The sequence below is a fragment of the Marinifilum sp. JC120 genome (genome assembly GCA_004923195.1).
GTDB lineage: Bacteria > Desulfobacterota > Desulfovibrionia > Desulfovibrionales > Desulfovibrionaceae > Maridesulfovibrio.
Map to the genome: position 1 here is coordinate 145,670 of RDSB01000005.1, position 25,639 is coordinate 171,308.

Consider the following 25,639-nt stretch of genomic DNA (forward strand, 5'->3'; position numbering starts at 1 on the left):
ACAGCAAAAGACAGGCTAGAACGGGAGTTCAACTCCGCATTCAGCCAGTTCATCTGAGACATCATCAAAATCTTGTTCAAGCAGGGCTTCGAATTCCCGCTTGTCCCAGATCTCAAATCTGTCGCCGACTCCGGCAAGGACCACGTCCTTGTCCAGTTTGCCGCTTTTTCGCAGATAGGAAGGAATGGTGATTCTGCCCTGTTTATCGAGGCAGACTTCTTCGGAACCTGAAATGATTATTCGGATGAAATTTCTGAGTTTCCGGCTGGGGCTTTTGATACTTGTGAGTTTTTCTTCAAGTACTGCCCAGTCCGGTGGTGTGAAGCCGACTATATTTCCTTCGAAAATAGTCAATGTCACGCAGCCGTCCGGGGAATCAGAATATACCTGATCCCGGTACTCCGGTGTAAGCATCAGTCTGCCTTTGGCATCCATGCTGCGATGTGCGTGACCTCTGAACTTCATTTTTCTACCACTCAATCACACAGATTTACCACCAATTCCCCCCGTCTCACCACCTGTGTGTGAAAATAGGGAAAAAGTCAAGGCCCCTCAGTGAAATAACAGGGTCGAAAACAGGCTGTTTTCAATGGTTCAGAAGGTTTTTGCCAGTTCTAAAAGCTTATATATACGGAGTTTAGAAAGAATTAAGAAATGAACAAAAAAAGTTTATCTTTTTTTTAAAAATAATAGATAAAAATTGGAACCTGTCAGACACAGACTTCACGAATATGCATATGAATGCTATAGGGCAATTGAAAACGAAAATTCAGTCCCCTTTTTTTTAGTAAGATCCCGCAGGGGTGAATATGGGGTAGGAATCTTGAATTCTGTACAGACAGCTACTTGTTAAATCTAACTGTTTCAGTCGTTTATAAGTGATGGGGATAAGGTTGAACTATGAATGCAAAAGGTAGAATGGATGTTCCCGATGGTTTGAACGAGGAATATTACCAGATCAGTCCCGATATTCTTCAGAGTTTCAATAAGTTCAGGCCGCCTCTCGATATTTTTATGTTCATGGAGGATGTGGGCCGAATCGCACCTTATTACAAAGTGGGGGGGAGGCTTAGCAAGGAGCAGATCGAGCAGCTTGGCAAGCTGGTTAAGGATGGCTTTATCTTTGTTTCCCGCAAGGACCATCCGGTATACGTAAAGCACATAGCTTATCAGCTGGACCTCGTGCTTATCGATCGCAATCTCAAGGAAAGTGAGATTGCGGATATTTTTATGGAAGCGCTGACCATGCGTATGAGTGAATTTCTGGACCAGCCTGTTGCGGCTGTCATGGATAAGATTTGGTCAGATCTGATGGTCCTTACTGAATACTTGTGGAACGACCCGTACCGTATCAAGGCTCTTGCTAAACGGTTGCACAAGGAACATACGCTTGCTCAGCACAGCGTGAATTGTGGTGTGCTCGCTTTGGCTATTTTTATCCGCATGAAAGGGAAGAATTTTTCCAGCGGGGATATCAGCCGCACCCATTTTGATCGTCTTACCGCCGGATTTTTCCTGCATGATCTGGGTATGAGCAAGATCCCCCTGTTTATTCGTGAAAAGCCCAAGCCACTGACCACGGACGAACGTCAGAAAGTGGATAAGCATCCCATGCTTGGCTATGAAATGCTTAGCAAACTTGATCTCAAATACAAGGAAATTGAGGCTTGCGTCATTGAGCATCACGAACGGCTGAACGGTAAAGGATATCCCCAGAAGAAATCGGGGCGCGAGATTAGCCAATTAGGCCGGATTATCGCCGCAATAGATTCTTACTGTGCTATGATTACCAAGCGTCCCTTTGCAGAAGGCATAGATCCGCTCAAGGCCGCTGCTGCGATTTCACAAGACAAGGCTTACGACCCGGAAGTAACCAAGAATATTCAGGCTTGGGCACTTACTTTGAAGAAATAGATTTATTTCATAAACAATAGAATAGGCCCTGTTTCCATAAAGAAAGCAGGGCCGTTTTTTTATATGATGACAAATTGTTATACGAAGCGGGGAAGCCGAACTAAAAAAGTTTGGGATTCTAGCATTAGCTCTTAGGCGAGCGGTCTTCCGCGAGTCTTAGAGATAACGACAGTGGAACAAACCCTTTTCAAAGGGTTTTAGCCGCCGGAGGCTTTAAAATTGCTGAACCAGATCGCGGGTGACTTCGCGGTATACATCGCTGAGCAGCACCACGCCGATGATGTTCCCGCCTTCCTGCACCAGTGCCCAGGTTCTTTTCTTTTTGCGGAAAATTTCTAATACAACCAGCATGGGGTCAGTGGGCTTGAGAATAGCAACATCTTCCTCAATGTGATCATCAAGGGCGGCGGAGCAGCATGCTGTTCCGGCTCTTTTAAAGGCCCGGTCCCAATCCGCTTCTTCGGTCAGGGTTAGGTCTTCATCTTTGAGTACCAGATCTTCTACCGCCTTAAGCATGGTCCATATGGATACCACTCCACGCAGGGAGCCGTTTTTCTTTTTAACCACCACAATATGGTTGTCCGGTGCTTCCTTCATGCTGTCCCGGAGAGAGCGTACCGCCTCGGAAAGGCTTGCGGATTCAGCAATTGTGGAAAATTCTTCATTCATTATATCCCATGCTCTTTTTCTCAGCAGCATCGACTTCTCCTTTTGAACAGTCCTGTGGTTAGCGGTCAGACTGCTGATAAAGCACCATCTGCGTTGTTGCTGCGAAAAATATTGAAACTCACGTATGTCTAACTACACTTCGTTCCATTATTTTTCTTGCGCCTAGCATCTGGAATTTTCTTAGCAATCTGATGATTTTGACTTTGTCAGCAATCTCTAGTCTTTCACAATAATTAAACCATATTTCCGGGTTTCACGCAAAGGTGGATTATTCAAAGTCCGCCAGCAGCGGTCCTACGTGAATACCGGCTACAACCGGATCTTCCATGTAACTTTGGCTGATTCGCCAGTATGCCTGATGCAGTTGCGGGGAAGTGATCCCGTTTTGCAGGGCGTTGTATGCTTCCATAAAGGCGGCAAGATGGTCGCAGAGTTTGAGCAACTCGCCGTCTTTGGGATCGTAGGAGTCGTCATTGTAACGGGCATCAAGTTCATCTGTGGAAACTTTTTTGGCAAAACCGCCGACTATAGCCGCGGCGTCAAATTCAGAACCTGTTTCCACCCCTAGAAAATAGCCCAGCCGATCCGCTATCTGGTCGTAGCCGTTTTCCTTTAGTGGAGCCATTATCCGTCTTTCCATTTCCTGATCTTCGTATTCCCTGATCAATTCGCCGATGGTGGGGTCTGATTTCTTCACCGGGGAGATAATGTCGCGAGTTAGCAGTTCCGGGATATCGTGGAATAGTCCGCTAAAGAAATTATTTTGCTTTCTGGACGGACAAGCCCCTTTTTCAAGGCTGAAGAACCATGCGAATGTTGCCACAATGAAGACGTGCCCCAGCACGGATGTTTCCGGGACACGCGGAGTCTGGGACCAGCGTGTCTGGAAGCGCAGCCGCCCGCAGAGGTCGGCAAATCTGCCCAGCGGGGTTGATTCCGAATGAAGTAATTCGCTTACTCCTTCAAGGTCGGAATAGGATTTCAAACGGTCAATGAAACTTTGTTCAATTCCGGTCAGTTCATCATCCATCTGGTTCAGATGTTTAAGCAGCTTGAATTCGGAATAGCTGGCATACATGTGTGAGGCATCTAAAATTTGACGGGAGAGTGAATTCTCATCGGGATTGATATAATATTCGGTAAGTCTTTCCCAGAATTCTTTGCCCAGCGGCATGAGTCGCGGTCTGAGCTGCTTGAGTACCCACTTGGTAAGTTTTTGGTAATGTTCAGGGTTTTCCTTGATGCGGTAGAATACCGGGGGCTTGATGTCGGTGATAACCATGCGGAAAAGGTACTCGAAAATGCCGCCCTCTACGATTTCATTGCCCAGTCTGATCTTTTCTCTTGTTTCCAGCTTTTCCCCGTTAAGGACGAAGAGAATCCAAGCGGCAATCATTTTGTGGGCTTGCTTATCCACTTCCACCAGTTCCATGGGCCGGAGTTTATCGTTCCACCTTTTCATGAATGAACCGGAAAAAATAAGCTGGAGCAGGCTTTTGCGAATTATGGGCATTGGGTTTTTCCTTGGTTCTGTTTTTATCCGGTGGTGCTTTGTCTGTTGCCTGAAGCCCTAGACCACCGGGATCTTAAGGTACGGGCATTCAGAATTCTGCGGAACAAATTGTCCCAGTTTAATTTCCCCGTCGCAAAGTGAGCCCAGCTCATCTTTCAGATATTTTTCCGGGGTTTCGACTAATTTCATACTGACCTTGAGCGGCCTGCAAAAAACTTCACCCCAATTGGTGCTGTATACAAAATGTACTTCCTGAATTTTTTTGCTTTCAGGCGGTACGCACAGGTTCACGATGAAAAAACCTCTTGTCAGACGCTCCGTAGTAAGAGTTTCCTCAATGGGTACATTGAACGTTTTCTTAGAAGGGAAAAAGAGCATCAGGTCACTGAATAGTTTCTTTATTTCACGCTCCCGTAGCGGACCGGAACTGATGTCGGTTTTGATTTGCATATCCTGATTATACAAGTCGTTCAGGGCCAGCCAGACCAACATGAAGTTAAGATCAGGTCCTGATTCAATGCGGGTCAGGATGTTTCTGGCCCCGGATTCATCGGGGTATTCCCCATAAACATTCCAGATCCCCTTTTGTTCTGAGCGGGAGATATTGATGGAATTGAAAAAGTGGGTTCTGGGGCCGGGCAGAGATAAGCGCAGGATTTTGTTCTGGCGTTTGGCAAAGGTGGAAAATATAACCCTGCCCAAGCGGGTCAGGTCTTCAGGGGTGATGGATATGCCGGGAATTTTGTCCTGTTCTCCCCGGACCTTCATGTAGGTGTTGATCATGAACTGGTTAATCCGCCTGCCCAGTTCAGCCACGGAACTGAAATCCGAAAGATCTTTGAATCCTTCAAAAGCTCCGCCGACTTCATCACCGGAGAGATTCATAGTGAATTCCATAAGTTCAACTTCTTCGGGACGGCGCGGGGAGGACTGAAGACCTGTTTCCCCTACAAGGCCGCATTTTAAGCGCAAGGCCATGGCTGTGAGCCAGATATAATCCTCATTACCGTGTGATTTGTAAAACTCCGCCAGCTCCTGATAAAGGCGCATGTATGGATCAACCCGTTTGATACTGCGTTTCCCGCTGATTATGTTCTTTTTCAGCTTCTCGCAGAGCAAGGAGTATTTACTGCCCGAAGTGTAAAGCTCCAAGAGACCGAATTTCATGATGGATTTGAAGGGGCTTTTAATGCCTTTAACAATCTGCCAGAGGGATGCCCCAAAGAATTCTTCAACCGGAATGTTGGGAATGTTGCCGAGGTCTATGAAAAAATCTTTACCTTTGAGCAGGACGACTTTCTTTTTACTGTCACTGTATGTCTTTTCGTTGGCTTCGGGAGGGGTAAACCACCATAGGGGCGGCTTGCCCGCTAACAGTAAGGCTGTGCGGTAGAATTCTTCTTTGAGTATTGCGCTCTGTGCGGACCCTGAACTTTCCGCATCACTCAATCCGAAACGGTTGTTGCGGATTTCGCGGGTGTCCATGATGAAAAAATGAATTTCCAGTCCGAATTCATTCATGGCCCATTTTTCGATGGCTGCGAGTTTTATTTTTAGTTTTTCCCTGTCTTCATCCGTTTTTCCGGCAAAGTCGCAGCAGACCCAGCAGTCCAGGTCAGAATCCGGGGTCTGGGCTATGGTCCCGGTACTGCCGATGGACATGAAAGCTTCAATAGGAATGGCTGATTTCGCACTGACGTCGTAATTCACTTCCGGAAAGAATTCTTCCAGCAGCCTGCTGGTCAGCGGGGTTAGCTCGTATCCGCAGATTCTGGAGCCCATGCAGAGATGGTCCATCCCTGACTTTATTTCAAATACGTTTGTATGCAGCAGTGCGGGAATTAATTTCAGTAGTTTCCTGCTGTGACTATCCAATTTGGATTCGGCCCAGTCCAGTCTTCTGTTGTTGTTCTCCGCGAAGTAGTTGTGGCAGCGTTCTATATCCTTAAGCACAAACCACCGTTTGATGGTTTTGTGCAGAATTCCACGACCATATTCACTGATGTCACCGAATCCTGCGGATCTTTTCTTCTGTATTTCCCTTGCAGTCAGTCTTGCTGCAAAGGTTCGGTCCTGAGCCTGAAGTAATTCCGGTGCTCCTGTTTTGATGTTCATGGCTCTGCAACCGTTGGTATTGCATTCTGAAAAATATGAACCGTGGATGCCCGTGTCTCTGAACAGTGCGGTTTCAAAGTCCGACAAGCTGAAGTCGCACCCTGTGAGCATGCCCTTATAAAAGAATGCTTCCCGGAAATCGCACGCTTGAAATAAGAGCTGCGTAAATCTTGTGCGACAGAAGTATGTGCCCGGAGTGGCAACTGCTTTGAATTGACAATTCTTGAGGTTGCTCAAGAAGAAAACTGCTGAATCAAAATGTGAAGTTTCAAAGGAACAGTTCTCAACTGTACAGTCATAAAATGTAGATTCATCAAGGGAGCAGCTGCTGAAATTGCAATCCTTGAATTCACATTCCAGAAAAACAGCATTGCTGAAGGTGCAGCCCTCAAAAGTGCAGCCTTTGAAGGAGCATTCCTCCATAAATGATTCTTTGAATTCGCAGGCTGAAAATGTTGAAGTTTGGAAGGTTATCCCGCGGGAGAGGCTTTTCCATTTGTTGAGTTTGTGCAGCCGCTGGTTGGTTATTTGTCCATCTGTGTACACATCCGGCATGCCGTCGGACTGGACTACCGGTTTTCCGAAAATTCGCTTGAATCCCCTCTGTTCCTGCTCCTTGTTCTCAATGTTGAGTACAATGGGGCCGCCCTGTTTGATGAAATCTACACCGGGGACGTTTTTGCCTTCCGGTATTTCAGGCCTGAGCGGTTCACTGAGAGAGTCTAGATCGATTATCCGGGCCAGTATCGGCTTGATAGCACTTTTCTTTTTGCTGCGGGATTGTTTGAGAACATCGTTTAAAATGTTTCCGAAACATTGCGGGTCCTCCTCACTGATGGTTGAAAAGAGTACCGCCAGCACCGGGGTACGAAATCCTTCTGGGATTTCGCTCATGAAGCGCGCGAAATTGTCACTGCTCAGCAGCGGAACCCGGTTGATCAGCTCCGCTCGGAGTTTGGGAGCTTCATTGAAAATCTGGGCGAAAATCCTGCCTCTCCGGCTGTTCCCGAATTTAGCCAAAAAATCCATTGCTGCTTTGGCCAAGGGCAGGGAAGGCGATTGAGCCAGCGGCAGGACTTCTTTGAGCAGTTCATCGTCAATTTCATCAGTGAGTCTTTCCACTGCACGGAGCACCTTTTCCATGATTATGGGGTCCATGGTTTTCAGGTGGAAGGAGACGTCTGTGACTATCTCGTTGTCCGGGTAGGGAGGCATACTTTCAGCACAAAGCGCTATTTCGTCCAGACTTTCAGGCTCGCGCAGTTTCTTCCGACATGTTTTCCCATAATTGCCAGCCATGAACCGGGCCAGTGAACTAAATGTTATTTGCCCTTTGCTGGTTCCGTTCTTTTCAAATAAATCAATGCTCTCGGATAGACCCAGTTCGTTGGCCAGATCAAGAATTGACTTTGCGAATTTTATCCTTTCCGGCACATCGTTGTCGTGAACAGCGAGCATGCGGTCTGCCACGGCAATGGCGATCTTATCATGTTGCCGGGAGAACCAGTTCTTGACCCGTGAAAATGGAAGTAACCGATTGCAGAGAAGCAGAGCTGCAAGGTTTCTACCACAAGGCCCCATCAGAGAGAGGTTGTCGAGACAGATGTCCTCGGTCGTATCATCCGGCACCGGGGCATATGATATTTTAGCACTCTGTTCAGCTTCCCGCTCAATGGCTTTAAGGCCGAGACCGTAAAACAGCATGGTGTATCTGGCTGACTCAAGTCCGTCCGGGGGAGTTTGAGTCCTGCTGAATTTGCCGTCAATCTTGTAACGCAATTCTGCAAGCTGCCGCTCTTCAGGAGGGTAAAGATTCAGCCTGCGCAGTTCCACGAGCAGGGTGTCATGTGTTTCTGTCTCAGCCATAAAATATCCTGACCTGTTTACCCTGTTTTCGTCAACAGCGCGATGGATTCCACATGCGCTGTATGCGGGAACATATCTACTGCTGCGAAGCGGTCCAGTCTGTATTTATTTTCCATTTTAGCCACATCACGGGCCAGGGTTGCAGGGTTGCAGGAAATGTAGAGAATTTTTTCCGGTCCCAACTCAACCAATTTTTTCAGGGACGGATCGGGAACCCCGGAACGCGGAGGGTCCACAATGACCATATCCGGGCGGTCCAGATTGGCAGGTAATCCTTTTTCGGAAGCAAGGTTACCCACGAGGTATTGCGTGTTCTCAAGTCCATTAAGCTTTGCGTTTTCTTTTGCTGATTTTACGGACTCTTCGGAAACCTCTATGCCGATAAGTTTGCCCACATCCTTGGCCATGAACATGCCTATGCCGCCGGAGCCGCAAAAAAGGTCCCAGACTACATCATTGAGGCCGGGAGCAGCCAGTTCCGTACTTTTTCGGTACAGAATCTCCGCGCCTTTAGAGTTGGTCTGGAAAAAAGCGTTGGGTGTGATCCGGTAATTGACTTCGCTGCCGTCGGCTCGGGTCAGTGTTTCGGTAATGTAATCCAGTCCGGTCAGCGAAATGAGTCTTTCCCCGGTGGCGAGGTCCGCACGTCCCTTGCGAGTGGAGTGCGCGAAACTCTTAAGCTGCGGGATGTTATCAAAAAGAAGTTTTCCCAGCCCTTTGATGGTGTGGTGAGACTTTGCAGGTTCGGTGATCAAATGGATCATCATTTCCCCGCTGTGGTGGGAGAAACGGACCACCAGCTTGCGCCAGTATCCGCCCCGGTTGTGGCGGTAGGTGCCGACCCCGGTTGCAGCGCAATAGTCCCGGACCAGTTTCGGGATATCAGCACACTGCTCCGGGAGCAGGGGACAGCTGTGAATGTTCAGTACTTCGGTTTCCGAGCCGCGTCTTTTGAATCCTAATTTAAGGGAATCACCGATACCGTGGAAAGAAAATTCCATTTTGTTACGGTAGCCGTATTCGAGAGGGGAAGGCTGCGCTTCTTTGCCCATGCCCGGCGTGTCTTCCGCAATTTTTCCGATGCGTTCCAGAGTTTCACAGACCTGACGTCCTTTCCAGAATGTTTGCGCACTGTATTTAATGTCCTGATGCAGGCAGCCGCCGCAGGTTCCGAAATATTCGCAGGGAGGAGTCTGTTCTTCTTCAACGTGGCTGACAATTTCAGTCCGTCTGGCCTCGGCGAATCTCTTTTTTGACTTGGTGATCTCGCAGAGAACTGTTTGACCCGGTACGACCCCTTCCACAAACAGGGTCAGTCCTTCGTAGCGTCCGATGCCTCGGCCTCCGAAAGCCAGTGATTCAATCTTGGTTTCAACTATATCGCCCTTACGGATAGGCTTGGTATCATTACTCATGTTTGACAGTTCTCCTTTGGTCGCTGTACGCTCCGGTTTATGATTGATAAAGCTACAGCACTTGAATCGGTTTTGCGGAAGCTTAAAAAACTTCCCGTGGGGCATTGCATAGACCTGCGCACGTATAAACGCAACCGTTCCCTTTTAATTTTGCATATTCGGGAGCTGGAATACATTATTTACGAAGACGGTTATGAAACAATCGAGCATCAAGCCGCATTCAAGGGCATGAAAAAACTCCTGAAGACCCTTTTCAAGAGAGAGTTTCCGCGTAGCAATAAAATTCGCATGTACGAGCTTGGCGAGTATAACGAAGAGAAGCACCGTCGCGAAATGAAAAAGCTCTAGAGCACTTTCGTCATCGTCTGAATGTTTGTAAGCTTGCCACCGCCCCGAAATCTGCATAATGGTAACATGCATTATATAAATTGGGCAGGAGAGATAAATGACTAGATGGTTTTCCTTTGTACAGCTTTTGTTGCTGATGGTTGCGGTTCCTTCTTTTGCGCAGGATGAGACTCAGAACAAAACCGAAGAGACTATTTCCGCGTCTGAAACAATTGTGATTCCCGCAGATTATAAAGAGCAAGGCATGGCTTCGTGGTATGGGGAAAAGTTTCAGGGCAAGCTTACCGCCAGCGGTGAACCTTATGACATGGAAAAAATGACCGCCGCCCACAATTATTTGCCGCTGGGTGTGAAAGTAAATGTAACCAACCTCAGCAATAAAAAGAAAGTTGCAGTAATCATCAATGATCGCGGTCCCTTTGTGCCGGACCGTATTATCGATCTTTCCCGCGCCGCAGCCCAGAAGCTGGGCTTTATTGATGCAGGCAAGGTCAAGGTGCTTATTGAGCCCTACCGCCCGGAGCCAGAACCGAAACCTGTTGCCGCTCCTGCTCCAGTCATTGTGCACAAGAAGCTTTACGGCGCATTCTACATTCAGGCCGGGGCCTACAAGGTTAAGGCCAATGCCGATCGTCTCATTGAAAGGCTGAACAAGGCCGGATTCCATAATACCCGCACCGTCCGGGTCGTCACCGACAGTGCCCAGATTTTCAAGGTTCAGCTTGGCATGTACAAGACCTTGGCAAATGTCCGCAAAGCCCACGTTTCACTTGGGAAGGGTTTTCCGGGAACCTTTGTTTTGGCGGATGTGATTCAGGATTAGTTTTTTTTAAAAAATTTGATATGAAAAAGTCCCGCAACACGGCAAGTGTTGCGGGACTTTTTTGAGTTTGAATTGTAGCCAGCATTATTGTAGCGGCTTATCATCCTTATCTTTATTTTCAACCTCTACATCAATGACATCGTGGTCAATGCGGCGTTTGGGCTGTTCCTGATTGGTCCAGGCTGTGAATTCTGAATTGTGGTGGACCACATGGATGTTAGGATTCTTCTTCATATTTTCGAACTGGGACCTGAGCATGCGCTTGAAATAGTTGCGGGTGAGCGGGAAGAGGATGAGCAGGCCGAATATATCGGTCATGAAGCCGGGGGTGAGCAGGACCAGTCCGGCCAGAAATATAAGTATAGCGTCAAGGATATCCTCGGCGGGCATGATGCCTTTATTGAGGTTTTCCTGAACCTTCTGCATGGTGGCCACGCCTTGTGACTTGGCAAGGGCCGCACCGACAAAGGCGGTGAGCAGACAGAGGGCAATGGCATTGAGGGTCCCGATTTCTGAACCGATCTGTACCAGAATGTAGAGATCGATCAGGGGAATAAGTACAAAACCCAGAAAAATCTTAGCGAACATTTAATCTCCCGTGCTTAATTTCATAGTTAGACGTTCTGGAATATAAGCATCAATCCTATGAAGACAAGCAGAATCATCACGATTCTTCTGTAAAGATTTTCCGAAACTTTTCCCGCAACTCCATTTCCTATCTTAGTTCCTACAAGTACCGGCAATAATGAAACTAGAAAAAGTTTTATCGAATAAAGTGTGGTCAGGCCGCTGGCGGCGTGGCCGATGGCGGAAAAACCCGCAGCGGATAGGAAAAAGCCAGCCAAAGTCGCTTTGAAATCGTTTTTTTCCCATCCGGATAAAGACGAAAATATGATTGTAGGCGGTCCACCTGCTCCAACTGATGCGGTTATTGCCCCGGTAAGGAAGCCGGGAATGACGCCCCATGTCGGTTTGATATTTAACTTTACCGGCTTGATCAGTAGTGAAAATGTTGCGTATCCGGCAACAAGGCAGCCTAGGCAGAGCAGAATTACCTGACTATCAAATTCTTTGAGGCTGTATGTCCCGAATGCTGCCCCGGGTATGCAGCCTAAAAGCAATGGTCCTATTTTCTTCATATCAAGGTTCGAGCGTAGAGAGACAGTTTGGCTCAAGTTGATGCAGATTCCACATAGTGCACTTATTACCACCGCTGTTTTGATATCAACAACAAATGAGAGCAGAGGCATGGCAATCAAGGCTGAACCGAACCCGGTCAGTCCTTGCAGAAAACTGGCACTGAAGAAAATTAGTGGAACAAGGAAGTATGGAGACATGGTAAATCCTTTTCAGGATGAACTGCATAGGGCAGTTGAAAAAGAGTGAAGCAGAAAACTAAATATTGCGTATGTCCAGCAGGGTTACGTTGTCGGGGAAAATTAGCAACGCCCTCTGGCTCATTGATTCCGGCGGTAGTTTTATTATATGCAGCAGAATAAAAAAAAGGCCGGACTTCTATAAGGAAGCCCGGCCTTTGGAATGACTATTTTTTGTTTTTCAGGGCTGCCTGAAGCTTGTCACCGAGCAGACCGCCGAAACCACCGGAGCCACCGGAGGTGGAGGAAGTTCTGGGAGCGGATTTGCGGGATGCGGACTTCTTGGGAGCGGACTTGGTGTATTCTTTCCAGTCGTTGTCTCCGTCAGCCTTCTTTGCGTCACCTGCGGTGAGGGTTACCTTGCGGTCAGAGGTGTTGATCTCTTCGATGGAGATGGTCACCTTGTCACCGGGCTTAAGGGCTTCAAGTTCAGCCTGTTTGCCGGAGCGGGTAATGCGGGACATGGGCAGCAGACCGGTAATGCCGGGAGCGAGGTTGATGAAGATACCGAACTCAGCGCGGTTCTCAACAGTACCCTCTACTCCCTGACCAACCTTGAAGGTGTCTTCCATATCCATCCAAGGATCACCGGCAGCGTCTTTCATGGACAGACCGATGCGGCGTTTGACCGGATCGATATCCTTGACCATGACAGCAACTTCCTGACCGGGGGAAACTTCGTCTTCCGGCTTGTGTACGCGCTTGGTGTAGCTCATCTCGGAAATGTGCACGAGACCTTCAATGCCGGGTGCGATTTCAACGAAAGCACCGAAGTCGGCACAGCGGACAACAGTGCCGCTGATTTTATCGCCGGCATTGAACTTGTCGCCTACTTCATCCCAAGGATCTGCCTGAAGCTGCTTGAGGGACAGGCCTATTTTGAGGCCTTTACCGTCTTTGCGCGGCTCCATGGCAAGGATGCGTACAGTTACTTCATCACCGGGCTGGACGATGTCCTCCGGCTTGGCGGAGCGGGACCAGCTCAGTTCAGAAATGTGAACCATGCCTTCTACGCCGGGTGCGAGTTCAACAAATGCGCCGAAAGGCATCAGTTTGGTGACTTTACCGTCGAGAACCGCATCGGGCTGGACGTCCTGCATAAACTGCTCGCGGACTTTTTCCTGTTCCTGTTCGAGAAGAACTCTTCTGGAAACAACGACGTTGCGACCGTTTTCTTCGAACTTGATGACCTGAAAATTGTGGGTGCTGCCAACAAAAGCTTCAGCGTCTTCGACAAACGAGGTGTCGATCTGGCTGACCGGGCAGAACACTTTGCGGTGCATCATTTTAACTCTGAAGCCGCCTTTGCAGGTTTCTGCAACCTTGCCTTCGACCGGGACTTTGTTCTCGTATGCTTCACGCAGCATATTGAGACCGCCCGCGCCGGACATGGCTTTGGAAAGTACGATTTCATTGTTGTTCATGGAGATAACGTAGAGTTCCACGCTGTCTCCGTCCTTAACTGTCAGTTCGCCTTCTTCATTGGTCAGCTCATCGCGGTCGACAATTCCATCTACCTTGGACCCGGTGTCAACAAACACGGAATCTTTGGTGATGGAAATGACAGTTCCTTTGATTTGGTCTCCGACCTGAAGGTTGTCGTTGGATTCGGACTGGAAGGCTTCAAACAGTTCGGCAAAGTTCTCTTCGCCATTTGTTTCCAAGTTTTTCTCGGACATGCTCTTGTATCTCCTGAAAGGGCAAATTGGTCCCGGCAAGGTAGGTTTTTTATAGTGCCGTGAACAATGGGAACCTAACGGGAAAAGGCGCAATTTTCAAACGATTTATTCATATATTTTTTATTGCGCTTTTCCGTGCCTAGCCGCGCCCAGTGCCCCTGCGAAATCTGGTTCTTCAGGAATGAGCGGTTTTATGTCTAGTGATTCTTCTAACATACTGACAACACAGGGGTTGTTTGCAACTCCTCCGGCAAAGACCAGCGGTCCTTTCAAACCAACCCGGCTCAGCATATTGGTTGTGCGGCGTACAATGGACCCATGCAGACCCAGCGCAATATCGCGCGGATTTTTGCCCTGCGCCATGAGCGAGGTGGCTTCGGTCTCAGCAAAAACAGTACACATACTGTTGATCTGGAGCGGTTCGCTACCTTCCAGCGCATAGCTTCCGAAATCTTCAATGGGAATCTGAAATACAGTCGCCAGATGTTCCAGAAATTTTCCGGTCCCGGCAGCGCAACGGTCATTCATTTCAAATTTTGCCACTTTTCCTTTACCGAGCAGGGAAATGGCCTTGGTATCCTGCCCACCTATATCCAGAATGGTTCGTGCTTCCGGGTAAAGGTGCGAAACGCCCAGCGCGTATGCCTTAATTTCAGTGAGTGAAATGCATTCGCAGCCGGTAAGTTCTTCAGTTACCAGTTTGCGCCCATATCCGGTGGCGGCAATGCGTTTAAGCTTTACGCCGTCCAGAATTTTATTAATCTGCGATGATGGATCAAAAGTAGTGGGGAGCTTGCGTTTGATGGCGATTTCATCACCATCAATAACCACCAGTTCCATGGAACGTGATCCAATATCAATGCCTGCTATCATGTAAACTCCTATTAAAAGGGGTAGATGTAAAACACCTACCCCTTTTAATACTAAGATATAATTTCTACAAATGCTTCAACACGGGTCTTTAATTGCTCTACATCTTCCATGCTGTAATCTGTTTCGATTGCCAGCATGGGCACTTCGGAATCGGCAAGAGCTTTTTCCACTTTGAAAGTTTCGTGGGTGTATGGCTGACAGAACATGAGTGAATAATGGATTACGCCATCCACTTTGGTTTCTTTAGCCAGCTTGGTGATGTTTTCCAAACGTTCATTGTTGGGAGTGAAGCAGGCACAGTCGATTTTCATGTAGCGGTCGCAGATTGCGTCGATCATTTCTTCTACGGTCTCAGCGGATTCGTCTACCAGATCACGGGAGTTACGGGTTCCGATACAGGATTCTTCGGAAACAACCACCGCGCCGGAGCTTTCCACGATGTAGGGCAGCTTCCAGTTGGGCACAGCCATGGGGCACCCTGCCAGCATGAGCCGGGGAGTTTTTTCAGGAACGATGCCTTCACTTTTGGCGATGCGTTCTTCGATCTGGTCGCAAAGGGCGTTGATGGAGTTGGTGAAGCGCACCGGATCATCATAAAAACTGACCTGATTGATAAGCAGCACATCACGCCCGGAAATGGGAGTGGGTACAGCGGCGCGCAGGGTGTTCAACCGTTGCAGGGCACGACGCTTGTCATTGACGGTTTTGATGGATTTCTTGAGAGTTTCGGCGGTGATGGTTTTTCCGGTCAGCTTTTCAAGTTTTTCTTTGTAACGCATTACTTCGGCTTTCCAGAGTTCACGGTCTGAAGCTTCCTTGCGCTGGGGGATTTCCATGACGTACATGGGGGCCATTTCTCCGAATGCCTCGTAGGCTTTCTTTTTGCCGTCGCAGGTGGTTTCACCGATGATCAGGTCGCAGGATTCGGTGTAAGGGCAGATTTTGGCCATTTTGAAACCGATGAAAGATTTGATCAGGGCGCAGGTGTTGCGGGGGACAACGGTCTCGGCTGCCTCAGTTCCGGCATCAGCTCCGGCGCAGAGTCCCACTTGGATGGCATCCACTGCAAGGGTCAATTCTTCGGGAACAAAAACGCAGAAAGTACCGATAATTTTGCGGCCTTGTTTTTGGGCATCCACCAATTCCTGAATACGCAGACCGTGGACCTCTGAGAGTACGAAATCAAGATATTCCATACCCTGCAAGCGGCCCTGCTGGCTCATGTAGATGTCACCGTAGAATTTTCCCAGAACTTCCAGCAGCCCTTCATGAGCTTCAATATCGAGGTTCAGGTTTTCCCACATATCGGTGTACGAAGCTTTTTCCATGATCAAATCTCCCGAATTTATTGTTGAAAAAGGTTACGGCTAAACCTCTCTTGGATAAATCAGTTTCGGGGCTGCGACAAATTGATTTAAATTATCTGTTTGAGATTAATGGATTTGTCTGTCCGATAAGTGAAATTCCTTTCGCTGGCTTTAACGCGGGGTTTCATATAACTCTCTCCATCACATTTATTTCGGGGGAGAAATTGAGAAAAGACGAAGCTACAGCATACGCGCGGGGTTTGACCCCGGAACGGGAATTCAGCGCGGCCTACATGGATGTCCGCAACCTGCGGGCATTGCTCCAGAAGGAACCGGCATGTGCGGATGATGAGATCGTTCATGCAGTCTGGGATGTGATCATGGAGCAACGCTACAGCTCCCAGCGCATGTCGCAACTTCTTTACCGGGAATGCGCCAAGGCGCTGGCTAGCATCGGGCACGGCTGTCCGGACTCTGCTGTTTCGCATTCAGCTTTGCACTTGCAGATTCAGGCTGCTTCAAGCTGTAAAAAATATGCTGCTGTAGAGGCTTCCGGCGGGCTGGGGGGATTGCCCTTTGAGATTTCATTGCCTGATCCCCCGGAATCGTTTTCCGGCTTTGCTCCTTCTGTAAAGTGGGAAATCTTGCTCAAAAATGCCGAAGTAGTGGGCGATCCTGTATTCTCAGGGCGTAGCGCGGTCATGCAGGCCGAAGGCGAGAACAGAATCTTCGCTATCAAAATTTTGCGTAAGGGCGAGGTTCCCGAAGGATTGCATCTTGAAGGACGCTGGATGGAACGGCTCTGCAATGAGTCCGGGACCGAAGGTATTCGTTTCGATTGCCCGTGCCCGTATACCATCGGGGGGCACGTTGTTTTCAAACTGGAAGGACTGCCCGCAAGCGCGCCGGAGAATTTGCACGAAGAACTTTACGCCATGGCTTATCATGCCCACAGCGATTACTTTATCTACCCCAACGATGACCGCGAGGAGAAACGCTGCTGCGCTGATGAAATGCTGGAAATTATGGGCCGTAATTCTTTTCTGCTGGGCCAACTTGCCGGGCAGGGCATAGTGCACGATGCGCCCATTCCTCTTTTTCATAACCGGGTGCAGGCTACTCGGCGCACGGATGAAGGAGTCTACGAATGGCGCAGATTCGGCAGGCTGGACCGCTGGCTTGATTCCTGCCGTTATCCCAATTTCGGGCGTTCGGGATTGCGGGATTTTGAACATTTTCAGGTTATGAAACCGGGTCGTGATCCTTTTTATTGGGCCATCGGGTCACATTTCATGTCTATCCTGCTGGTGCTGGGCAGCTGGTTCCGGGCGCAGGAACCTCAGCTTTGCGGCTTGGACGGGAATAACGAACCCATTGATGCCCGCCATCTCTTTGATGCTGATTTCTTTGAGCGTGTGGTGAAACATTGTTTCGATCAATATTATTTGGGATTCACCGGAAAAGAGTTTCATAATGAAATTGACCTGCACATCCCTGAACTGGTGCAGGACATGATTAATGAAATGGGCGTGGATCGACACATGTTCGAATTCATGCGCGTGGTGGATCAGGAAATTTTAGAAGATGATGAGTTTCGCAAATATCTCATCAAATGCGGCATGGAGCCGGATAAGGCATATTCCATCGAAAAGAATAAGGAAGATATTCCCCTGACCACCGGACCGCATCTTGGTGACTTCAACAGTACCATATCATTACCGGAAATTATCGAATGGTCTGCCATGGCAGCGGGGTGTTGTATTGCTTCGCGGGCTTTGGGGGATCGGTGGGGGTAGAGGGGAGAGTGCAGAGTTAACTTTAACGCACCTCAAACTCCACAGCATCCACCCGCCCAATCTCATCACTTACTGAAATCCTGTGTTTCCCGACACTTATTTCAGTGAACAGCTTTTCATCAAACTTTCCCTGACTTACCAATCGGCCATCAAGGAACCAGTGTAGGGTTCCGCTGTCCGGGCCTGCTTCGGCTTTGAGGGCTATCTGCTGGAATTTCAGCGGGGTGTCCTTGCGTAGTAAATAGGGTGTATTCGCTGCCGGGGAGATAATTTTCGGGGCGATGCCGGATGGAATCAGGTCGCAATCCGGGGCTAGTGGTGGCAACTGAGGTATTTCGAGGTTGTTTTCAGCCCGCCATCTTGCCAGCTTAGCAGGGATGGTGCGGATTATTTTTGTTTTGATGCCCTTGCGTCCGAGACATTCCCCGGAAATGCGGTAACCGCTTTTACCGTCCACGAAAATTTGTCGGCAATCTTCACAGGGATGCAGCCGTGTTTTACCGGAAAGGGTACGCATGGTGGTGCGCTTGGAACAGAACGGGCCGGGAAGCTGTCGACTATGGGCGCAGACTTCCACCTCGCTGATGCCGGAACCTTCCGGCGGCTGGGGCAGTTTTCCGCCGGGAGCAGCCAGACGGAGCAGGTCAAAGAGCAGCGGTCCGGCATGGACTGCCCCGGAAATACCCTTGCGCGGCCTGCCGTCCGGGTTGCCTACCCAGACGCCGATGGCGTAATTCCCTGAAATCCCTACAGCCCATGCGTCTCGATGACCGAATGATGTTCCGGTTTTCCACGCGGCTTCGGGCATGTCGCGGGTGAGCATCCATGTTTCGTTCATTTCCGGTCTGGTCACTGAGGAAAGCATTTCAAGGACCAGCCATGCTGATTCCGGGGAAAGAATCTGCGCGCTGATATTGTTTTCCCCGGCAGTGACGCTGAATGGTTTAAATTTCCCGCCATCAGCCAGCGATGCATAAAGATTCGTCAATTCGGTCAGCTTGATTTCACATCCGCCAAGCGCAAGGGGCAAACCGTACTCCATTGGAGCTTTCTCAAGAGTGCTGATCCCGCCTTTTTTGAGCAGATCGATGAATTCCGCCACCCCGGTTCGGGCGAGAGTGTTTACTGCCGGGATGTTGAGGGACTTGGCAAGGGCCTGCCGAACCGTGACCTGTCCGTGGTACATGTGGTCGTAGTTTTGCGGGGAGTATCCTGCGTAATCCACCGGGATGTCATATACAAATGATTCCGGGACCAGCTTGCCCTGATCAAAGGCCAGCCCGTAAATAAAAGGTTTGAGGGTCGAGCCGGGAGAACGTTTGGTGCCAGCCAGATTAATTGCCCCACCGAATCCTTTTTCAAAGAAGTCCGCTGAACCGACCAATGCCCGTATCTCACGGCTAGGAATATGAATGATTACGCAGGCTGCGTTGTCTATGTCATCCCCACGCAAACGGGCCACGTGGGTCTCCAGCATGTTCTGAGCATATTGCTGTAAGTCGGAATTAAGGGTGGTGATTGTTTCAGGAACTCGACCACCGCGTTCTAAAACCATGCGGCAAAAATGAGGAGCCTTGAGCGGTACGGGACGAATAGAATCCGGTAACGGCAACTTCATGTTGCGTTCAATTTCATCCGTAGGGAAAACTCCCTTTTCCGCTAATTGGAGCATAATCCGATTTCGTCCTGCCCGCGCCTGCTGCGGATTGCGTAGTGGATCATAAAAAACAGGTCCACGCGGAATGGTGGTCAGTAAGGCAGATTCACCAAGTGAAAGAGTGTCCGGGGCATGCCCGAAATAAAAATGGGAAGCCGCTCCAACGCCGACGATATTTCCGCCATAGGGTAGCATGTTCAGGTAAATTTCCAGCAGTTCATCATTAGAATGATGCAGCTTAAGCTGCAAAGCCCGGAAAGCTTCAATACTTTTTGCCCATAAAGTTCTCTTCTTCGGCTCAGCCATGCGCGCAATCTGCATGGGGATAGTCGAGGCCCCGGAAACAACACGTCCGGCAGCGATATTGGCAACAGCAGCACGAATAATTGAAACCGGATTAATCCCCGGATGGTATTCAAACCATCGATCTTCCGAAGCAATGAGAGTCTTTTTTAATTCCGGTGAAACCTTTGCAAAGTCCGCATGCATACGCCGCGCCCCATCCGGGGGCAGGAAAATACGCAAGGCTTTGCCTTCACGGTCTCTAACAACCGAGGCAACAGGAGGATGCAGCTTGTGCTTAGGAAACGGGAAAAGTAGATCGAGCGCAAAAAAGGACGCGATCAGGAAGAATACGACTCCACCAAATATAAATAAATTTCTCTTCCTCATCACGATATGAACTTAACCAACGGTGCAACTAAAAGGTTCTGAAGGGGATGGGGTCTGGGGAAGGGGAAACTCTTGCAAGAGTTTCCCCTTCCCCAGCCGCCGGAGGCAAACTATTTAATAATCATCTTACCAAGCGCGGTAGCTGCGGACTTTTCAGGATCATACATCCCTTCCACCTGCACCGGAGGTACTTTGAACTCCCCACGGGTCACGGCCCGCAGCAGGGTCACGTTCTCAACCTTGCCCTTTGCAGGGATAGACGAGAATACAAGTACCCGGTCATCGCGAATATCTACATGGTCGGGGCGAACATTGCCTTTGTCGATCCATGGTAAATCCTCGCGGGTGGCAAGTTTGGTGTTCTCCGGTTCCAGACCGGACGGTAACAGACAACTGATCACCGCATTGGATACAGGCTTGGCTGTGGAACTGACCACAGTGCGCATGGCAACAAGTTGACCCTGCTTAATGGAGTTTATGTCCAGCGGCTCACCGTCGCGGGTCAGAAACTCGCGTTTGATTTCAAGCCCGTTGGAATAAGACTTCCAACTTTCGATGGTCGGTACTGCGCGGCTGTTAACTGCCCAGACAAAAGTTCCTTCTTCGGGCGTGGAATCCAACTCAATGGAAAGATCCGCATTGCCTTTAACCGTAACCTGCGCGGTTCCGCTGGTTTCAAATGAAGCAAGCTCCTTACCACCACTCATGATCTTTCCTGCCGGATGCGGCGCGGACTTGGTCTGTCCGAAGAAAGTGCCCAGCGCAAGGAAACCAAGAGCATTGTCCTGAGTCACATTGCGTCCATCGTCAGCCATGAGATTGTAAAGCTTGTTGGCAAGCTGCGGGATGGCTCCGTCCTTGCGGTCAGCTTCCATGCGCACCAAAAGTTCAAGTGCTAGATCACGTACTTCCGAGCTGAACAGCTGATCCTTGTCCTTACCTTTTACTGCGGCAGGTTTGGCCGAGATAAGTTCCCGATAGGCTGCCATGTCACCGGAAGCGGCAAAGGCTCCAGCAAGCAGGGTTAGGGAAAGCTTATCCATGTCCGCTGCTTTTTGTTCGCGCAGGTAGTTCATGGGACCGTGCATGACCTTGCCGGAACGGGCCAGCACATACTGGGCGTAGCAGGGCAGACGGTAGGAATAGCCCTCGCGGATGGTGTCAGCGTAGTTTGTTGCAGCATAGCGTTTTGCCCGGCTTAAGAGCATACTATCCACCTGATAACCGGAAATGGCGGCCTGTTGCAGAAAATGCAGCACGTAGACGGATACCCACGGCTCGGAACGATGTCCGCCGGGCCACATGGAAAAACCACCGTCGGATGTCTGCATCATGGACAGCCTGCTCAGGGCGGACTGAACCATGTATTGCGGGGATTCTTTATCAAAAGACTGAGGCGAAAGCTCGCGGGCCAGTTCAGGGAATTTCAGCAGCGGAAATGCCTGAGATACGGTCTGCTCCGCGCATCCGTAAGGATAATGAAGCAGATAATCGAGCTTCCCGGTAAGGCGAAGCATGGGCTGGTTACCGATAAGCAGTGTGCGCTCGATGGTGGCGGGCCTCATGCTTTCAAGTTTTGCTGAAAGCTTGGTTGATTTATCTTTCATGAAACCGGACTGGGATGAACGCTGCACAGGCAGAGCCGCGCGGATGTTCAGATCAATGCTGGTTTCGGCTATTTCATTGTTGCCTTCAGCTGAGAATTTGAAGGCTGCCGGACCGAGGTCCGCTTCAGTCTGAGTTTTGAAGAAAGCGGTCTTCTGTCTGCCTTGCGGTACGATGAAACCTTCAAGCCCCATTTTATTCTGCAAGGATCCGTTGGTCGACACAGTTATATTGAACTTGCCGTCTTGCGGGGTGTCGTTGCGTACGCTGACCGGGATATCGAATATTTCATCCGGGGCAAGGAAACGGGGCAGGGTCGGTGTTACCATGAGCGGTGAACGCACGGTCATGATTTTCGAGGCCGAGCCGAATTTTCTGCCGTCACTGACTACAGCCATGATGCGCAAAGCACCGCTGAATTCGGGGATCTCGGCATTGAAGATGGCCTTACCATGCTTATCCGCAGTGATGATCCCGGACCAAAAGGTGACCGGCTTGACTCTGCGGATGGCGGAACTGCCTGCAAATTGCTTCATCATAGCCAGTTCCATGCCGCCGCCTGCAACGGCCTTATTGATAGGTCCGGCATCAGGCATGAGCAGCCCGAAGGTATCGGACCAGCGCACAGCAAGGGCACGCTTGGCGTAGAAGTAGTCGAAGGGGCTGGGTGTTTTCTGCCCGGAGAGGCGCAGGATGCCTTCGTCTACCGCGGCAATAGTCAGTTTTGCGCCGGGTTTGGTATTTATTTGCAGGGCTACGGTCCGTTCAGGACGGGTTGTCTTGGGACAGGTTATATCGATACCGAGCCTGTTGCTTTCGCGATCCACAAACAAAGGCACCGCGCCCACTGCCCGTGCGCTGGAACCTGCTTCAAGCTTGTTCACCGAGCGGATCAGGGTGGCGGTTACGTATGCATTGGGGCTGATTCCTTTTTGCACCGGAACTTTGATGGTGGCAGTGTTGCCCTTAACCTCAAGAGTTTTGGTCCAGCGAATGGAGTTATCTTCAATGGCGATCAGCATGCGTCCGGCAAAGGGAGTGCGAATCTGGTACTGGGCCATTTCGCCGGGTTTGTAGTCACCCTTGCGGGTGGGGATGATCTCAAGTCGGGCCGGATTTTCTAAGGCCCACGGGGAATAACCCCAGCCGCCGCAGAAAAAGTCCGCCTGTGCGGAAACACCGGATTCGGGATCGCTGAGGATTACCCGGTAGCTGCCGAATTCCGGCGGGCTGACTTTGAATGTTCCGATAGCATCCTTGGCGGATATTTCGCGGGTCTCTAGCAATTGCGGGTCACGCTCGGTAACATATTTATATGAACCGGACGGGGTGGCCCGGACAATGGTCTGCCAACGGTCACGGTAAAGCTTCATGAGCAGCTTTCCGGCCTTGGTCTTATCGCCTTCCGGGGTCAGGGTCACGTAGTCGAGCTTAACGGACTCGCCTTGTTCATAGCCTTGCTTGGTCAATCTTTTCAGGCCGGGATAGAATTTTGAAATACGTACCGGATCGGTCTTAGTCGCTGTTACTCCGCGTCCTCCGGTTTCGCTGACCCGTGCGGTAAGCCTAGCCTGAATAGCTGAATCGGACTTGATGGACGCAGGGATAGGAACCGAGAAGGAAAACTTGCCGGACTCGTTAAGCTTGGCTTCAGTCTTCAAAATCTCACGAGGTTTGAAGGTGCTTTTATCGGTGTTGAATCGATAAGCTTCGTATCCTTCAGGTTTGAATTCCACAGGTTCGAGCATTGCCCGTGCGCTGACTGGAAGATTCTCAGCCGGAGGTCCGAACAGGTAGCGGCCTTCCACCTCGAAATCAAGATTCTGCCCCACAGAAGCTGTTTTGGTGGTGATAATTTCCGCGCTGATGCGGTCAGGCATGAAATCTTCCACGGAATAGCGGAAGTTACCGATACGTTCATTACCTGCGAGCAGTTTGATGTTGAACTGTCCGGTAGGCGAGTAGTCGGGGATGGCTCGTTTGAATTCAACCAAACCCTGATCATCGGTATGCGCAGTGCGGCGGAAAAGTTCCCGTCCGCGCTGGTCGGAATAGATCAGGACTACGGGCATTTTCTTAGGCGGCTCAAGTTTGCGGTCGCGGACCACAGCTACGCCTTTAACGGTTTCGCCGGGACGGTAGAGATTGCGTTCTCCGTAAGTGAAAGCGGTCAGCCCCTTGGGTGAGAGCCGCTGTCCGGCTATGTCCAGCCCGGAGCGATCAGTGGCAAAGCGGTCCATGAGCATGAAAGTCATGTCATTTTTGCGGGTGACCACAGCCATGTACGGGCGGCCGAGGTCCTTACTCATGTCTTTTTTCTTGATGATCAGCATGCCCCGTGAATTAGTGGTCCCGGTTGCCATTATCTGGTTGCGGTTGCTGATCAGCTGTACCTTGGCATCAACCACGGGCTTGAGATTGGAAAGTGAGGAAATCCAGAACAGGGTTTCTTTGTCGCCTTGCTTGGCGACCACGCCGAGGTCGGTGATCATGACCCAGCGTTGCACTCCCTGGCCTTTGCCCGGAACAGTCGCCGCTATGCGGTAAAGACCTTTGCCTCCTTCGGCAATAAAGCTTTTCACTGAGAGCGGGGTGGTCTTTTTTACGTTCTTTTTAGCGGAAGTCTTGATTTTGCCGGAGAAAATACGGTTTCCCAGAGCTGCGGAAATTCCGCCGCCGTAAGTGCTGGGATCAAAGGCCATGTAGCCGTAATGGGTGAAGAGTGAGAAAAGGTTGTTGGGAAATACCCGGTCCACGGTGACGTTCACTTCGCGGGTGTTGACGGTATCTATCCCAAGGGTTTTGTAGCCGGATTCAGAGAGAAACATGCCGGCGGAGGAGAAATCGGCTGTGGGTGCTATGTCCGGGATGATGATATTTTCAGTGATGCTCTTTTCAAGCAAAGCCCCGTCAGCAGCGGCAAGACCTTTTTTCAGAGCTACGGAATATTTTTTACCCGGTTCGAATGAGCCGGAAAGGATCAGTTTTTTACCGGACGCGGCAGCTGAAACCTTGACGGCGGGTTTGATGCTCAGCATCTCAAGCCCCTTTGCCGGGATAACCGGACTGGAAAATCCCAATTCCACTCTTGCCCCGGAAAGGGAGCTTGCGGCCTTGTAGCCTGAGTATCCGAGTACAGGGTTGAAAACTACTTCGATTTTCTTTTCATAATCTTTGCCCAGAACCATGGCTCCGCGGCCGTCAGGAAGGTCTTTGTTTATTTTAAGGACGTATGTTTTGGGTTCTACTTCCTTTTCCACGGGTGCGCTTACAAAACGCTGGTAGTAGTCATCATAATTGGTGGTGATGCTTAAGGGGACATCTTTGCCGTCCGGTCCGGTCAGAGAAATATTTTTTAGTGTATTTTCCGGGGTTACATAATTACTGAAATTGATGTGCCCCTCTATACGGACTTTGCGTCCCTGACCCGCTACAGGCTCGGTACGCATACCGATTTCTTTGACCCCGAAACTTCCGGTCTGCACTTTGAAAGTTTTTTCGCCATCAAGTCTCTGGCCGCTGAGCAGAAAATTTTCCGGTTTCAGTTCTATGGTGAAGCTGGTGTCGCCCTTGAAAGCCGGGTCGGCAGTAAAGCGTAGAGCATAGGGATTGATCCAGCGCCATTCCCCTTTCACTTCCGGGGTGATAGTGGCCGGGGCTTTTTTCAGAGCAAAGGAGGGAACTTCCGGGCCGATGGGCATGTCAAAGGCCAGCAGCAACTGCGAATAGCCCTGACTGTCGAGGCTTACGTCAGTTACTTTTACCCCTTCCCCGGAATCCATTCTAGCGGATACGGAATCGTGTTTGGTTTTGAGTAAACCAGCCGCCTGAATGATGCATATCATGAGCAGTAGGGCGATGATGATGTTTTTTTTATCCTTGAACGGGGTCGGTCCTCTGTCCATGTTGAAATCCTCGTCTTTATGTAAAATTTATTTAATTACGTTTATTGCTACGCTGATAATGCCATTTTTTTTCCGCGCAGTCATCGTGCTGAAGATGCCCTTTTTT

At 49.8% G+C, this 25,639-nt stretch carries 16 protein-coding genes; 4 read left to right on the forward strand and 12 right to left on the reverse strand.

Annotated elements, in window-relative coordinates; translation table 11 throughout:
* Window positions 1–15: 15 nt before the first annotated feature.
* Entirely contained in the window at window positions 16–465 is a 450-nt protein-coding gene (gene mraZ / locus D0S45_07045; GenBank protein TIH17406.1) for a division/cell wall cluster transcriptional repressor MraZ, read from the reverse strand.
* A gap of 453 nt (window positions 466–918) precedes the next feature.
* On the opposite strand from mraZ, the gene D0S45_07050 reads away from it, so the two are divergent.
* A complete protein-coding gene (locus D0S45_07050; GenBank protein TIH17485.1) occupies window positions 919–1,914 on the forward strand; it encodes an HD domain-containing protein in 996 nt (331 codons plus the stop codon).
* Window positions 1,915–2,127: 213 nt separating this feature from the next.
* Here D0S45_07050 and D0S45_07055 read toward each other — a convergent pair whose 3' ends face one another.
* The 4 genes from D0S45_07055 to rlmD form a co-directional block, all read right to left on the reverse strand.
* The gene (locus tag D0S45_07055) at window positions 2,128–2,613 is read right to left on the reverse strand and encodes a CBS domain-containing protein (GenBank protein TIH17407.1); all 486 of its coding nucleotides are present in this window, start codon (window positions 2,611–2,613) and stop codon (window positions 2,128–2,130) included.
* Window positions 2,614–2,851: 238 nt separating this feature from the next.
* Window positions 2,852–4,096: an HD domain-containing protein gene (locus D0S45_07060; GenBank protein TIH17408.1), complete on the reverse strand. Its 1,245-nt coding sequence runs from the start codon at window positions 4,094–4,096 to the stop codon at window positions 2,852–2,854.
* A gap of 57 nt (window positions 4,097–4,153) precedes the next feature.
* A complete protein-coding gene (locus tag D0S45_07065; GenBank protein TIH17409.1) occupies window positions 4,154–8,077 on the reverse strand; it encodes an adenylate cyclase in 3,924 nt (1,307 codons plus the stop codon).
* 17 nt (window positions 8,078–8,094) lie between these two features.
* Window positions 8,095–9,492, reverse strand: coding sequence for a 23S rRNA (uracil(1939)-C(5))-methyltransferase RlmD (gene rlmD, locus D0S45_07070; GenBank protein ID TIH17410.1), 1,398 nt, complete (start codon window positions 9,490–9,492; stop codon window positions 8,095–8,097).
* Window positions 9,493–9,531: 39 nt separating this feature from the next.
* On the opposite strand from rlmD, the gene D0S45_07075 reads away from it, so the two are divergent.
* Both D0S45_07075 and D0S45_07080 read left to right on the forward strand, forming a co-directional pair.
* On the forward strand, window positions 9,532–9,840 hold the full coding sequence (locus D0S45_07075) for a hypothetical protein (GenBank protein TIH17411.1): 309 nt from the start codon (window positions 9,532–9,534) through the stop codon (window positions 9,838–9,840).
* 97 nt (window positions 9,841–9,937) lie between these two features.
* Window positions 9,938–10,663, forward strand: coding sequence for a septal ring lytic transglycosylase RlpA family protein (locus D0S45_07080; GenBank protein ID TIH17412.1), 726 nt, complete (start codon window positions 9,938–9,940; stop codon window positions 10,661–10,663).
* A gap of 84 nt (window positions 10,664–10,747) precedes the next feature.
* Here D0S45_07080 and D0S45_07085 read toward each other — a convergent pair whose 3' ends face one another.
* From D0S45_07085 to D0S45_07105, 5 genes are all read right to left on the reverse strand, one after another.
* The gene (locus D0S45_07085) at window positions 10,748–11,251 is read right to left on the reverse strand and encodes an FxsA family protein (protein TIH17413.1); all 504 of its coding nucleotides are present in this window, start codon (window positions 11,249–11,251) and stop codon (window positions 10,748–10,750) included.
* Between the two features lie 26 nt (window positions 11,252–11,277).
* Entirely contained in the window at window positions 11,278–12,000 is a 723-nt protein-coding gene (locus D0S45_07090) for a sulfite exporter TauE/SafE family protein (GenBank protein ID TIH17414.1), read from the reverse strand.
* Window positions 12,001–12,206: 206 nt separating this feature from the next.
* A complete protein-coding gene (locus tag D0S45_07095) occupies window positions 12,207–13,718 on the reverse strand; it encodes a 30S ribosomal protein S1 (GenBank protein TIH17415.1) in 1,512 nt (503 codons plus the stop codon).
* Between the two features lie 120 nt (window positions 13,719–13,838).
* A complete protein-coding gene (locus D0S45_07100; GenBank protein ID TIH17416.1) occupies window positions 13,839–14,591 on the reverse strand; it encodes a 3-hydroxyacyl-ACP dehydratase in 753 nt (250 codons plus the stop codon).
* A gap of 50 nt (window positions 14,592–14,641) precedes the next feature.
* Window positions 14,642–15,919 carry a 2-hydroxyacyl-CoA dehydratase gene (locus D0S45_07105; protein TIH17417.1) on the reverse strand — a complete coding sequence of 426 codons (1,278 nt, stop codon included), beginning with the start codon at window positions 15,917–15,919 and terminating at the stop codon, window positions 14,642–14,644.
* Window positions 15,920–16,122: 203 nt separating this feature from the next.
* Here D0S45_07105 and D0S45_07110 point away from each other — a divergent pair, with 203 nt between their 5' ends.
* Entirely contained in the window at window positions 16,123–17,694 is a 1,572-nt protein-coding gene (locus tag D0S45_07110) for a hypothetical protein (protein ID TIH17418.1), read from the forward strand.
* Between the two features lie 22 nt (window positions 17,695–17,716).
* Here D0S45_07110 and pbpC read toward each other — a convergent pair whose 3' ends face one another.
* Both pbpC and D0S45_07120 read right to left on the reverse strand, forming a co-directional pair.
* Complete coding sequence (pbpC, locus tag D0S45_07115) at window positions 17,717–20,023, reverse strand: penicillin-binding protein 1C (GenBank protein TIH17419.1); 2,307 nt, start codon at window positions 20,021–20,023, stop codon at window positions 17,717–17,719.
* 110 nt (window positions 20,024–20,133) lie between these two features.
* The gene (locus D0S45_07120; GenBank protein ID TIH17420.1) at window positions 20,134–25,533 is read right to left on the reverse strand and encodes an alpha-2-macroglobulin family protein; all 5,400 of its coding nucleotides are present in this window, start codon (window positions 25,531–25,533) and stop codon (window positions 20,134–20,136) included.
* Window positions 25,534–25,639 lie beyond the last annotated feature (106 nt).

What these genes read in the sequence shown, in the direction of transcription:
- mraZ (TIH17406.1), bottom strand. Translation starts at nt 465, where the DNA reads ATGAAGTTCAGAGGTCACGCACATCGCAGCATGGATGCCAAAGGCAGA.
- D0S45_07050 (TIH17485.1), top strand. Translation starts at nt 919, where the DNA reads ATGGATGTTCCCGATGGTTTGAACGAGGAATATTACCAGATCAGTCCC.
- D0S45_07055 (TIH17407.1), bottom strand. Translation starts at nt 2,613, where the DNA reads ATGCTGCTGAGAAAAAGAGCATGGGATATAATGAATGAAGAATTTTCC.
- D0S45_07060 (TIH17408.1), bottom strand. Translation starts at nt 4,096, where the DNA reads ATGCCCATAATTCGCAAAAGCCTGCTCCAGCTTATTTTTTCCGGTTCA.
- D0S45_07065 (TIH17409.1), bottom strand. Translation starts at nt 8,077, where the DNA reads ATGGCTGAGACAGAAACACATGACACCCTGCTCGTGGAACTGCGCAGG.
- rlmD (TIH17410.1), bottom strand. Translation starts at nt 9,492, where the DNA reads ATGAGTAATGATACCAAGCCTATCCGTAAGGGCGATATAGTTGAAACC.
- D0S45_07075 (TIH17411.1), top strand. Translation starts at nt 9,532, where the DNA reads ATGATTGATAAAGCTACAGCACTTGAATCGGTTTTGCGGAAGCTTAAA.
- D0S45_07080 (TIH17412.1), top strand. Translation starts at nt 9,938, where the DNA reads ATGACTAGATGGTTTTCCTTTGTACAGCTTTTGTTGCTGATGGTTGCG.
- D0S45_07085 (TIH17413.1), bottom strand. Translation starts at nt 11,251, where the DNA reads ATGTTCGCTAAGATTTTTCTGGGTTTTGTACTTATTCCCCTGATCGAT.
- D0S45_07090 (TIH17414.1), bottom strand. Translation starts at nt 12,000, where the DNA reads ATGTCTCCATACTTCCTTGTTCCACTAATTTTCTTCAGTGCCAGTTTT.
- D0S45_07095 (TIH17415.1), bottom strand. Translation starts at nt 13,718, where the DNA reads ATGTCCGAGAAAAACTTGGAAACAAATGGCGAAGAGAACTTTGCCGAA.
- D0S45_07100 (TIH17416.1), bottom strand. Translation starts at nt 14,591, where the DNA reads ATGATAGCAGGCATTGATATTGGATCACGTTCCATGGAACTGGTGGTT.
- D0S45_07105 (TIH17417.1), bottom strand. Translation starts at nt 15,919, where the DNA reads ATGGAAAAAGCTTCGTACACCGATATGTGGGAAAACCTGAACCTCGAT.
- pbpC (TIH17419.1), bottom strand. Translation starts at nt 20,023, where the DNA reads ATGAGGAAGAGAAATTTATTTATATTTGGTGGAGTCGTATTCTTCCTG.
- D0S45_07120 (TIH17420.1), bottom strand. Translation starts at nt 25,533, where the DNA reads ATGGACAGAGGACCGACCCCGTTCAAGGATAAAAAAAACATCATCATC.